This window comes from Alicyclobacillus tolerans, from assembly GCF_900142255.1.
Lineage (GTDB): Bacteria > Bacillota > Bacilli > Alicyclobacillales > Alicyclobacillaceae > Alicyclobacillus_I > Alicyclobacillus_I tolerans.
Genome location: NZ_FRAF01000038.1, coordinates 1 through 11,330, shown reverse-complemented (window position 1 = coordinate 11,330; position 11,330 = coordinate 1). Strand labels below are relative to the sequence as shown.

Annotated in this window: 14 protein-coding genes and 1 pseudogene; 3 read left to right on the top strand and 12 right to left on the bottom strand. The window is 41.7% G+C overall.

All coding sequences use genetic code 11. The annotated features are described in order from the left end of the window. The 6 genes and pseudogenes from BUA75_RS16195 to BUA75_RS16640 form a co-directional block, all read right to left on the bottom strand. A pseudogene (locus tag BUA75_RS16195) lies at window positions 1-202 on the bottom strand (IS3-like element ISHahy4 family transposase); the annotation flags it as partial. 85 nt (window positions 203-287) lie between these two features. Continuing rightward, window positions 288-524, bottom strand: a complete 237-nt coding sequence (locus BUA75_RS16190) for a hypothetical protein (protein ID WP_207549785.1) — start codon at window positions 522-524, stop codon at window positions 288-290. Between the two features lie 140 nt (window positions 525-664). Continuing rightward, window positions 665-1,045: a cytidine deaminase family protein gene (locus BUA75_RS14720; RefSeq protein ID WP_072875345.1), complete on the bottom strand. Its 381-nt coding sequence runs from the start codon at window positions 1,043-1,045 to the stop codon at window positions 665-667. 227 nt (window positions 1,046-1,272) lie between these two features. Next, complete coding sequence (locus tag BUA75_RS14715; protein ID WP_072875344.1) at window positions 1,273-1,728, bottom strand: VOC family protein; 456 nt, start codon at window positions 1,726-1,728, stop codon at window positions 1,273-1,275. 187 nt (window positions 1,729-1,915) lie between these two features. Beyond that, window positions 1,916-2,086 carry a hypothetical protein gene (locus BUA75_RS15995; protein WP_165612044.1) on the bottom strand — a complete coding sequence of 57 codons (171 nt, stop codon included), beginning with the start codon at window positions 2,084-2,086 and terminating at the stop codon, window positions 1,916-1,918. A 259-nt stretch (window positions 2,087-2,345) separates the two neighbouring features. After that, a complete protein-coding gene (locus BUA75_RS16640) occupies window positions 2,346-2,558 on the bottom strand; it encodes a GNAT family N-acetyltransferase (RefSeq protein ID WP_083574408.1) in 213 nt (70 codons plus the stop codon). A 180-nt stretch (window positions 2,559-2,738) separates the two neighbouring features. Between BUA75_RS16640 and BUA75_RS16185 the strand changes: the two genes are divergently transcribed. Then, the gene (locus BUA75_RS16185) at window positions 2,739-2,918 is read left to right on the top strand and encodes a hypothetical protein (RefSeq protein ID WP_129583686.1); all 180 of its coding nucleotides are present in this window, start codon (window positions 2,739-2,741) and stop codon (window positions 2,916-2,918) included. Window positions 2,919-2,950: 32 nt separating this feature from the next. Here BUA75_RS16185 and BUA75_RS14700 read toward each other — a convergent pair whose 3' ends face one another. The 4 genes from BUA75_RS14700 to BUA75_RS14675 form a co-directional block, all read right to left on the bottom strand. After that, on the bottom strand, window positions 2,951-3,838 hold the full coding sequence (locus tag BUA75_RS14700) for a DUF4260 family protein (protein WP_072875341.1): 888 nt from the start codon (window positions 3,836-3,838) through the stop codon (window positions 2,951-2,953). A gap of 402 nt (window positions 3,839-4,240) precedes the next feature. After that, the gene (locus BUA75_RS14695; RefSeq protein WP_072875340.1) at window positions 4,241-5,377 is read right to left on the bottom strand and encodes a hypothetical protein; all 1,137 of its coding nucleotides are present in this window, start codon (window positions 5,375-5,377) and stop codon (window positions 4,241-4,243) included. A gap of 525 nt (window positions 5,378-5,902) precedes the next feature. Further along, window positions 5,903-6,463 (bottom strand): MFS transporter, encoded by a 561-nt coding sequence (locus BUA75_RS14685; protein WP_072875339.1) that lies wholly within the window; start codon window positions 6,461-6,463, stop codon window positions 5,903-5,905. 870 nt (window positions 6,464-7,333) lie between these two features. Continuing rightward, window positions 7,334-8,137: a class I SAM-dependent methyltransferase gene (locus tag BUA75_RS14675; RefSeq protein WP_072875337.1), complete on the bottom strand. Its 804-nt coding sequence runs from the start codon at window positions 8,135-8,137 to the stop codon at window positions 7,334-7,336. Window positions 8,138-8,507: 370 nt separating this feature from the next. On the opposite strand from BUA75_RS14675, the gene BUA75_RS14670 reads away from it, so the two are divergent. Together BUA75_RS14670 and BUA75_RS16635 are read left to right on the top strand one after the other, a co-directional pair. Next, on the top strand, window positions 8,508-9,083 hold the full coding sequence (locus BUA75_RS14670; RefSeq protein ID WP_072875336.1) for a GNAT family N-acetyltransferase: 576 nt from the start codon (window positions 8,508-8,510) through the stop codon (window positions 9,081-9,083). Between the two features lie 224 nt (window positions 9,084-9,307). Then, the gene (locus tag BUA75_RS16635) at window positions 9,308-9,529 is read left to right on the top strand and encodes a zinc ribbon domain-containing protein (protein ID WP_072875335.1); all 222 of its coding nucleotides are present in this window, start codon (window positions 9,308-9,310) and stop codon (window positions 9,527-9,529) included. Between the two features lie 121 nt (window positions 9,530-9,650). Here BUA75_RS16635 and BUA75_RS14660 read toward each other — a convergent pair whose 3' ends face one another. Together BUA75_RS14660 and BUA75_RS14655 are read right to left on the bottom strand one after the other, a co-directional pair. Then, entirely contained in the window at window positions 9,651-10,409 is a 759-nt protein-coding gene (locus tag BUA75_RS14660) for a lantibiotic immunity ABC transporter MutE/EpiE family permease subunit (RefSeq protein ID WP_072875334.1), read from the bottom strand. Window positions 10,410-10,413: 4 nt separating this feature from the next. Further along, a complete protein-coding gene (locus tag BUA75_RS14655) occupies window positions 10,414-11,163 on the bottom strand; it encodes a lantibiotic immunity ABC transporter MutE/EpiE family permease subunit (protein ID WP_072875333.1) in 750 nt (249 codons plus the stop codon). Window positions 11,164-11,330 lie beyond the last annotated feature (167 nt).

Sequence of the window (11,330 nt, the reverse complement as noted above, 5' to 3'; positions counted from 1 at the left end):
GTCTCAGGTAAACAGTTAGCTTCCTGTAGCCGTAGCTCGCCTCATCTCCAGCAATCGCCTCCAACAGCCACTCTTTCATCTGTTCATCACTGACAGGTTTACCGTTATTGCAGAGAGAGTAGCCAGGCTTCGGACGCCCGCCGTTGTAAACGCGTGGCTCACCCTGATGCTTAAGACGATGGTAGTAGGTCGCCTCGCTCATGCCGACAATCCGTAGTACAACAGCAACTTTATAACCCCGCTTTATCCACTTGTCGGCTATTTCAATTTTGTCCGATAAGCGGGGTTCACTTTTTTAACATGTCACGCAGGAGGGCAATCTCCAGATCCTTGTCACCCAAGATCCTCTTGAGCTTGTCGTTCTCCGTCTCAAGCTCCTTTGTTCGTTTTTGAATCAAATCAATGTACTCTTGTTCATTAAAATCATCTTCGTGACCAAAGCTAACACGAAATGAATCTTTACGAAATTTGATAAAATTATCACTATCCAATTCAATATTTATAGTTCGAAACTTGATTCCCATGATAGAATCTACTCCTCGGTGTACTATTCACCAATGCTGCCCATATGCGCTATATCACTCTAACAAACGAGATGAAAATTTATGCATCGGTTCACGACCATGCAACTGCGTTGTCGCAGGATAAATCATTTAAATCCTGACTATTTGCGCCAATCATGTGGTAGTAACTCTTTTATCGTCACAACCGTATCCCTGTCTACCATAACCTCGGACTCTAAATTGTCTGCATGAAGTTGGCTGATGAATTCACGACAACGCCCACAAGGTGGCATGATATTGCCCCGCCTTCCGACAGCAATCATTTTCAGCACACGGTTTTCTCCATGAGTCACCATAGCAGCTGCGGCGGCATGCTCCGCACAAAATCCCATTGAACATGCGGTATCTATACAAACTCCCGTATATACGTTCCCGCTTTCCGTTAGGATTGCAGCTGCAACTGTTCCCGCTTGAGCATGTTCGGATAGTTCACGAGGGTTTAACACAGATACAGCCTTTTGATACAACTCCTCAAATCCCATATTTACCAAACTCCTCAGTCCATTTATCTAAATGTATCATGTTTATTAGAAAAACTAATATAAGGATATGCTTCTAGATAACAACATGACCCAGAAAATCCCTGCTTAGGTCTTTATACAAACATGAGGGAGGCTCCTTCTTTGGCATCAGCCCCTGATATTCGAATAAAAACTAAAGGACTCATGCTTGTTTCAACGCATAAGTCCGTGTAAGTGGCAGACAAAGATCATAATGAACGATATTCGCTTAAATACATCAGACGAGCAGGTTCCGTCGGACCATCAGGAAGGTTACAAATAAATTCTAAATTATTGCCATCTGGATCATTAAAATACACCGAAGCATTTCGGGAATGGGGTCTAGCATATGGCTCAGTAGGTGGCATTTCTCCATGCTGTGCTACTGCAATTCCTCGTTCTTTTAACCAAGTTTCTGCCTTTTCAATATCATCAAAATCCACTTCGAAAGCTAAATGTCTGCCATTTGGTGGATAATTACCTGGTTCACGATCCTCTGTAATTTCATGCTTCCATAGTCCAAGATGACTTCTTTGCGGAATTATCCAAAGAAATGCTGACTCGTCATCTTCCTCCTTAAGCTGTAAACCGAGTTTCTGATAAAATTCAACGGATGCCCTAATGTTCGATACAGGCAAATGTACTTCATATAACCCTTTTATCATCCATAACCACATCCTTTCATATCTAATTGGTAGATAGACGTATTATTGTGTACTCCTGCCCGCTAACGACATAAACCAGAAAATCCCTGTTTAAATCTTTATACAAACATGAGGAAGAATCCTTCTTCGAGATCAGACCCCTATAGTTCAAGAATTTCTGTTCCCATAAATGATTAATTATGCTGAATTAAATACAGACAAAAATCACCAACCATTTCAAATGGGCTGTCTGTATTTCCTTGTTTCGCAATCCATTTAAATCAATTTCTGGATTGTTGCAATCAAGCAATTTTGAATCACTAATGACTTTCTGAATAGGTGCATAAAAAGTAAATTGTGCAGCCTGTCCTTTATTCAAAGTAACTATTGCTTGATTTGTTCTACCAAAGAACCATACAGTTTTTTCAATTCTATTCCCTTCCAAAAACATTGTTGTTTTGTCGTAAACCTGCCCGATCGCGACGGAATATGGTCGCACTGCCGTATATATTCATGCAGTGTTAGAGGCGACCGCGATGTTTCAGAATCGCCACCTTTTCTTCAAGAACGCCGGACTTTCTTTTCTGTCAGACAGAGAGATTTTGGCGTCCGATTACATATACTTGCACTCTGCGACCTCATGACGAATCTATGATTTCCCGTTTAAAATACATCCCAAGTTTTTGCATAACGCATTCAGATGCAATGTTACTTATCTGACAAATACTCATAATCTTATTGAGACCACAATTCTTAAAACCGAAGCGTAAAGTCTCTTTTACAGCTTCCGTGGCACTTCCTTTTCCCCAGAACGACCGACCAAGCCGCCAATCAATTTCAACAGAGGGCATGACCCCAGGGTCACCGTTTATAAGTGACCTGGACAAAATATTACTTTTAGACCATCTTCGTAACAACAGTCGTGATATCTCCCATTTCGGCACTTATCTATCCTCTGGCAATATCCAATCGTCAAGATCATATTCAGCACTCTGGCCGAATTTGCTCTATCTAACACGGCTACATGGCGCGTGAGCTATCGCAAGGCCGCATTACTGCTTTCCCACTTCATGGCAGGTTCGCATCCGCAGTCCTGGATGGGTGGATTTGCATCGCATGATAACCGACGCTTTCAAGTCGCTACCCTTATGCGCAAGAACTGCCATGCTGGCTATCTGAATCATGATGCGTTATGCGGTCGATTCCTTTGACCTCCGCCCCCCAATCTGCTAAGAAGGACTAATCAACCAGAAGTAATATTGAAGTTTCCAAGGTGATCAACAAGCAGACTGGCTTGATTATCCAGATGAACTTCTACGGAATAAAGTCTTGATTCTCGCCCTGTTGGAAGCCACCCACGCCCTTCCTTCACCACAATAAATGTACCCTCATCATCACCAACAGCAGTGAACGTGTCACTGTTTTCGCCGTCGAGTACACTGAGATTCATCGATTCGCAAAGTTTATTAGAAGTTTCAAGTACGTTGAAAGTCGGGATACCAATTTCGCTTATACAGTAAGCGTTGAGTGGATGAAAAGGTTTGTCATATTCACCAAGGAGTCTATATCGCGCAATAAATTCAAGGATGTTCCCTTCTGGGTCATGAAAATAGCAAGCGTCCGCGTCAATCGGAGAACCAAAATGAACGACATCTAAGCCACGATACGGTAAAACATCTATGCCTACATATTTTAACCATTTAACCGCCTGCTCAATTTGGTTCGAAGGAATATTGAATGCAAAATGGTAAAATGAGTCCTCATCCGTATTCTGATTAAAGACCAATTCAGTAGTTCCAACATAAAATCCTATATAATCTGCGCCTTTCTTAGATATAGGGAAGTTGAACAACCCGTTATAAAACGCTTTCATTTTAGATACGTCGTTGCAATGTAACGTCAAATTAGTAATCCTCATCTTTAACCTTCTTCCAAATCCTATCGAGCGATCAATCGCTATGTGCGCGGTCCATATCAGTCCAAGCATAGCCCAGATCGAATTCTCTAACATGAACCCAATGGTAATACATAACCATGAGAACATATATGTGTGAAAAAAATTGTAGCATCGAGCCTCTACTCTTGAGCCGAAACAATAACCCAACATAGCCAAATCCGGTAATAGTACCAATTCGAGAAATGTTACTTATGAGAAATGGTGGTTATGGTAAAATCATATACTAACAAAAACGACCACAAGCGACTCCAACCACAACGATGATCTCATATATTCATTCCAGTTCGCCTGTGCACGGTGCAGCTTGCATTTTCGAATGCAGTCCCAGAAGAAATGTGTCGATGAGAAAATGGTAGCTATCATCCACACTGATGGGCATTTTGAACCCTCATTTCGTTCTAATGAGATGAATTCGTGCCCCATACTGCGAAAACTGCGTACGGCATGAATGGAGGTGTATTCGTCCAAATGCTTGGCCATTGCAAACACCTTGCATCGATTTACTAATTTTTACATCCTCGATTCGCTGTGTCCACACTTTTAACTTAACATCAATTCATAACTATCGCTGTAGTACTAATTACTCTTATAAAAATAAAACGTACTTTTGGTATCAAAGATATCTACATTACCTGAAATATTGATGCCCAACGGAATGACTTTGGGTGGTAGCTTTAAATATTGGTTGCTTTTGATGTCGTAGCCTCCATAGTTATTACTATTGATAGCTACCCACCATATATTTTGTCCATCTGTTTTAACGTACGAAGGCATACTATCTAGACCAAGAACCTGTTTCGAACCTAAAACATAAGCCGTCACGCCTCTCGTTTTATCTGACCATACCCACACTCCGCTTCGTGCTCTTAGGGTGAACGGATTTACGTTAACATTTGAGTATATAGTCTTAAACACAGGATTTTTCGTAGTACCTATCTCAAAATGGTATTTTTCCTTTAACGAAGGAGATGTGAAATGATTAGCTGGTGTTTCAATAACTCCAAGCCACTTTCCAGTAACCGCAAAATCCTCAATTACATTCTGGAACCCCGTACCCTTAGTACTGACAATTAAAGTATTTTTTCGATCCGTTAGATTTATGGATCGAATGAATGTTGTGTCAGTACTCCCTGTATTGTACTGAATTCCATAATAGATAACGTGTCCTTGCAATTGATATTCAAATACTTGTTGAAGTGGACCGCCGCTCCACACTAAAAATTCCGAGTGTTTTTTAATATTATAAGCGTATATTTTCTCACCTAGGTCAGGCCCTAAGCCGAAGGATACATAAATCCAGGTAATCCAATCTTTGTTGCTTTGCACATCATAAGGTTCATATCCCTTAATTGGATGAATTTGAGGTAAATACTTACCGTTCTTAAGTTCCATTATTCTTCCTGGGATGAATTTTTTATTTTGAAACGGTAACGGAGGTGCTCCAGGAGGAGCTTGATGCATCGCAGGTGTAGTGCTCAAAAAACCGAGTGATGAATTATAGGCAACGGGGGAAAATAGAGAGTTAAGTTTTGGATTTTTCACTTCAATAAGTTTTGACTTAGAAACCTTGTATAATTTCTCATTGACATAAGAAACATTGGACGTATTTTGAGCGGATCTGCTTTTTTCTGTAGCCGCGTTTTTTTGAGTAGAGCATCCCGTCAATAAAATGCAACTACACAAAATTATAGATATACGGTATGAATTTTTCATTTTTCCACACCTTTACTTTTTCTTAAACCGGTTTTACCCCTTAAAATTAGAGACTATTCTTCCTTAATCTCTTCCAATTCTTGAAATTTGTCAATTTTCACTCAAATCACAAAAGGTTTTACCCTCTTGTCACGGATGACTTGAATGAATTGCTCCGGCAATAAATTATACAAACTCCCATGAATTCTCTGCTGGTTATCAAACGGGTGTACTCAGTCACAGCTTCGTGAGCATCGCTATTCGCCTGGAATTCCATTTGAGGATGCCGGTCTGCCTCTAATTGACGTGAAAGGATTCAATGTGAGCATTTTTGTTTGGTGTTCGAGGCGGTATCCTTTCATGCATCACGCCGAGCGTTTCACACGCCTCTTCAAATACGCGGCTAATGAACGGTGATTCATTTCTTGTCATCTTAGGTTAGAGGATAAGGGATAAAGACTCAAATCCAATTTTAGGGCTCTCTCGATACTACATAAACAAGCCATTAAAATATAACTACTAAATTAATTGTTCTACATCCATTTATCAGGTAGGAGATATTTCGGAATCTTGCAAAACCATATCGGCACGCAATCTATTGGTGAGTTTATTACTTGCTACCATAAGGACTAGACCTGCCAGAATCGCTGTAATAGACACGGAGATAAATAACTTAGACATGCCCATTCTTTCATAAAGAATACCCCCAATCCATGGCCAAAAAAAAGCTACGTTACCACTTGTATTTATTATGGAAAAATAAGTGTTCCTTAATCCTTTTTTTGGAACATTTGATATAATCCATTGTAATTTCGGAGACAGGATAACTTCGCTAACCGAATATACCGCGAATACTCCATACCAACCTAAGTATCCAACGCCCATATATACCAAGACAAACGCCAAGCATATGAGTGCACTACCCGCTAAAAAGATTTCACTTGATCTTTTCATTTTGAGAAGATGCGTGCTTATTGGTTGCAGAACAATAATGATGATCAAACTCATGGACAACAAATGCCCATAGAGTAGGGTACCATTATGAATGGTGCTCGTCAGAGACTGAACAACGCTTTTTTCGTCTTGAGACTCAATGCTAAAAAGCATTAAATAGCCGATAATTAACTAGAAGAGATCTCCATCATGTGAGATGGTTTTAAAAAACTCATGCATATCGATCTTTCTTTTTGCGATGTGGCTCAAAGGCTTTGTTTCTCTATGCTTAAAGATTGCGAAATTTCGAAACACTTCGCGTGTCGAGATCGCATATAAAACTGCGAGAACAAACAGAGCACCTGACATAAGAAAAAAGAGATTGGACTGTGTCCAGCATGCAAAATATATACAGCAACCAGTGGACCAAGGACGCCGCCTAAATTATAAATCCAGTAGTTATAGTTGAATTCGATATCTGCTTGGCCTGGATCTGAATGAGTGTAAATCAATGATTGATTTGTGGTATTATAGATAGACTAACTCATACCACTCATTACTGCGAGGATACATAGTGATGAAGAAGTCCAAACCCCCTCTATGGATATAGAGGCAATAACTAAGCCGCATAGAAATCCCAATTCGTTTCCTATAAAGTCCATCATACTTCCAACCAATAGTCCCAATATTGCTGAACCTAAGGATGGTAATCCAAACAGGAACCCGATTTTTATTGGAGAATAATGCAGCACATCTCGAAAGTATATTGCTGTAAATGGATAAGTAGAGAATCGAGTTTTCGAAACTACAAATTTAGATAACAACTGAAAACGGATTTTAGAGTTAATTTCTTTGTAGTGCTTCATAAATGTTTTCGTAATGTGAGGGATAGTTTTGAATATCATTTGTCCCCCCTCAAAAGATTTTCAATATCGAGAATGTCAGATGGGAAGTTTACACAAAATATTTTACACCCTGCACTCCACACAAAGACGATACCCCGACAGCGGTTTTTAACCGCTTTTGCGACAGCCCCTTTTCGTACTATTGATGACCATTCGTTTTTTTACAAATGTAGAGTCCGTGTGTGCTGAGTCCCAATATGCTCTTTTCTCGGCAGGTTAAAAAATGATAATCCATCCAAGAATGAAATTCTTCGTCCGAAAGCGCATCAATATATTCCTGTATTGTATGACTAATTCCGTCAGTTCCGACATGGTCAATAGTGCTGACGCCATAATTCATCATTAGTGTTTCAATGTCTTCGGGAGATGTAAAATATGCATCAGTCCAAAAACAGTCTTGATCCCCATCGATAATTATTCCTTGGTTAATCACCTTTTCAATCACGCTATTTCGAATAAATGTCTTTTCTCTAGTAGCAAGCATTGGAATAACCGCGTATTTGCTTAAGTATGCAATAGCCAGATGTCCGCCACTTTTTAGTACCCTTAAACACTCTTTTATACATTTATCCCGTTCATTACTATCTATGATGTGGTATAGTGGACCAAAACACATGACAAAGTCGAATGTTTCACTTTCAAATCGACTCAAATCCGTTGCATTACCAACGTAGGCGTTCAACGCCAAATGCTTTTCCTCAGATTCTTTATTGATTTGTTCGATATGTTTCGGAGTAAGGTCAATTGATGTAACATCGTGATATCTTTCTGCGTAATAGAATGAATAGGCTCCAGGACCAGCACCAACGTCCAATATTTTCGCATGTGAAGGTAAAAGACTGCTAATGACATGTGTAGATGTAAGAAATTCGATTTTTCTTGAGTTTCTTGAGAACCTCGAAGCTTCATCAATAATCTCGTAATATTGTACAACGCTGTTCACAATCATCCCCCTTTGTCTATTCGACGTTTGAAATACCTGAATCCGGTACGGCTTGACCAATTGCTCGAATGGCTCGTTTCGCCAAGGTAACTCCTAGAAAATTTGCTGCTTAAGCTACACGCTTTTCCTTCGCAATATCGATTTCGACTATTGGTGTTGAACTAGAAATGCTTTCAATCCGTTGATTCTGTAAAGCATATGGCCTAGATTTCATCTCTTACGCACTCTTGATGATTTTAGGACTGTAGACCTCGCACATATTCATCTTACGTATTCTAATTCAAAGTCATAGGGCTACGTGTACTAAATCATTCAACATCCCTTAGTTATATATGAAAAACAATAGACGTCAAAAGAGAGATGATGAAGATTGAGTTCAAATCCAATTTTAATTGAATTTCCAGAGGAGTTTGAGACGGAACGACTCATTATCCGTGCCCCATTATGGGGTGATGGTATAGCACTAAACGAAGCAATTAGAGAAAGTATCGAGGAACTGCGACCTTGGATGCCTTGGGCGAAGAACGTTCCAACGATAGATGAATCAGAGGAGAACATTCGGATGGCACGACTTAAGTTTCTACAACGGTCTGATTTGAGATTTCAGCTTATTTGTAAGCAAACAGGTCGATTTATAGGCGGAAGCGGTCTTCATCGCATTGATTGGGAATCCAAAAAGTTTGAGATAGGATACTGGATTCGTACATCACAAAGCGGGAAAGGACTCATGACGGAAGCGGTTCATGGAATTACGAACTTTGCTGTTTGTGTATTACAAGCTAATCGTATTGAAATCCGTTGTGATTCAACAAATACTCGTAGTGCACGGATAGCTGAACGTCTCGGATTCACTCTGGAAGGTATCTTACGAAACGAAAGATGCAATACAGCAGGACAACTACGTGACACTATGATATTTGCAAAAGTGCGTGGACAAGAATTTTAAGACATGAAGCTTTTGGATGCTTGTATGGCAATAATCTCTTGGTATTAGACAACATAAAAATCTAAAAAAGGAATATATTATAAATATACGCAAGAAAATATGGGAACAACGATTGAAACAGCCGTGTTCCTTGAAAAAAGAGCAAGATCTCGAGTGTTTTAAGAGATGTCTTCCATTTTCTGAATTCCTGTAATGTACGATTGCTGGCAAGAGCGGTAGCCGACATGGGCTTTCACGAGTTTAGACAGAAATTAGTGTATAAGAAGGATATTCACGGAGGACTATTCATCATCGCAAACAGGTGGTTTGCCTCCAGTAAAATTTGCTCAACGTGTGGAACGAAAAAAATATATCGCTATCTGTGCGACAATGAGCATGCTCAACATACGACACGCATCGTGATCGCGATCAAACGCAGCAAAGAATCTCATGAAATGGGCCGTTAACTACACGATTACAGTCTCTGGAGATGATGTAAGACTTGCTAATACAGGGGCGACATCAACGAAGCAGGCATTCAACGTTAAACCTACCTATGAGTAGATTTGAGTAAGTTTGAAAGAACTGTCAGACTACATCCCGGCGATGGAACCACCATGTACCAAGGAGCAGCATAATAATGCTCAGGATCACGGCGGCAATGAGAACAGACCAAAAGATAATTTGTGGAGCAGCACTTTGTAGTTCTGGGGTGAGCATGGCATAAATCAAGTAGACGAATCGCATTGGCCATGTCCAGGGAATGAACGGCCAGATATTGTTGCCAAGAGCAGTTGATCCGCCGATAATGGAGGCGACAATCGTCCCGATCGCCCCAATTCCAAGCGGCACACCCCAATGACTGCCTTCTGCCAGCCACAGCGCAGTCCATAGCCATGGTAGAGCACCCAGCCAGTTGACCGCCATACATGCGACCAATATACCGATTGGCATTGGATAGGGGATACGTAGGACTCCACCGGCAATCAGCAACAAGGACCACAACCACACGCAACCCACAAACGTGAAGAACGCCAGGACAAAAGCCTTCGCGATATATAACAAGCCTGGGGCCAACTCTATGGAGCGCAGCCAACGCCAACGTCCCGCGGATGCCTCCAATTCTCCGGCGAGCCCTGCAATAAGCCCCCAACCGATCGGTATCCACAAACCAGACCAGACCTCGTTACCTATGTTCAATACGGTTGGCCAAGCGGTCGCCTGAAAGCGATGAGGTGCCACATATACGCTGCTGATGGAAACCACCAGCACCGGACATATTAGTACGAGCCACGGAACAGCTGTTCTCCTATACTTCAACCATTCCGCGAATAGCGCCTTTATCATAGACCTACCTGACCTCCCGACGCTCGAACCAGATTGCCCCAAGAGCCATGAACAATGATGTTGCCACGATGCAGAGGATGATACCGATAGGTATCACATCGTGATTCCAGAATGGGCTCCCCGGGGAAAGAGGCAAACCATTAATGTGGAAGCCAAAAATAGGCATTAGCATACGCCCGCTCCAGGCCCAGGGAATCATCACCCAATAGGGCGCTTCTGCAGCAACCACGCCGACGACAAGACCAACCAACCCGATGCAGACGGTTACTCCGACCCCAATTCGAGAGGCCACCCAGAGAATGATGGCGAGTTGCGGGAGCGCCGCGATCCAAACCAGTGCGATACCGGCAATCAATTGACCAACAGCCGGGGAACCATGCGGATTCCAGAGAAAATAGTTGATGATGATTACCAACGCTGCATAAATAACGGTTGCGACGAGCAGTTGGAGTGCCAGTACAACCCATTTGTAAATGTAAAGAACGCGCAGGTATACAACACGGGTACATAGCACACTCCAACTGTTTGCCCGTCGTTCATATGAGTTCGAAAGAGCTGCCAGAATGGTTGCGCATAACGACAAACCAAAAACAGACCACCAGTTGAATGTGTTCATCAATGTTTCATGCCATGTCCGGCTTTGCGGCATTAGAACTGTCTCGGTTAAGACCAACAAAAGGGGCCAGCACACGATAATCCATGGCGTGAGGGTTCTGCGATACTTTATCCATTCTGCTGTAAACGCTGCATTCACTTTACCCCACCCCCTGAGACGTACCGCAAGAAGATGTCCTCTAGGGTACCCTGCGTATCCCCCTCTTTCATGAGTGTTTCAAGAGGGCCCTGATATCGCAGGCGACCACGTGTCAACTCACGTAAAAATCTTACCGAAGAGAGATGGCTAACTCATTTAAAAATCTA

Bases quoted from the DNA above. Each gene is read 5' to 3' on its own strand.
- BUA75_RS14660 (WP_072875334.1), bottom strand. From the start codon at position 10,409: ATGATAAAGGCGCTATTCGCGGAATGGTTGAAGTATAGGAGAACAGCT.
- BUA75_RS14715 (WP_072875344.1), bottom strand. From the start codon at position 1,728: ATGATAAAAGGGTTATATGAAGTACATTTGCCTGTATCGAACATTAGG.
- BUA75_RS14720 (WP_072875345.1), bottom strand. From the start codon at position 1,045: ATGGGATTTGAGGAGTTGTATCAAAAGGCTGTATCTGTGTTAAACCCT.
- BUA75_RS16190 (WP_207549785.1), bottom strand. From the start codon at position 524: ATGGGAATCAAGTTTCGAACTATAAATATTGAATTGGATAGTGATAAT.
- BUA75_RS16640 (WP_083574408.1), bottom strand. From the start codon at position 2,558: ATGCCCTCTGTTGAAATTGATTGGCGGCTTGGTCGGTCGTTCTGGGGA.
- BUA75_RS16635 (WP_072875335.1), top strand. From the start codon at position 9,308: ATGGGCTTTCACGAGTTTAGACAGAAATTAGTGTATAAGAAGGATATT.
- BUA75_RS14685 (WP_072875339.1), bottom strand. From the start codon at position 6,463: ATGCTTTTTAGCATTGAGTCTCAAGACGAAAAAAGCGTTGTTCAGTCT.
- BUA75_RS14695 (WP_072875340.1), bottom strand. From the start codon at position 5,377: ATGAAAAATTCATACCGTATATCTATAATTTTGTGTAGTTGCATTTTA.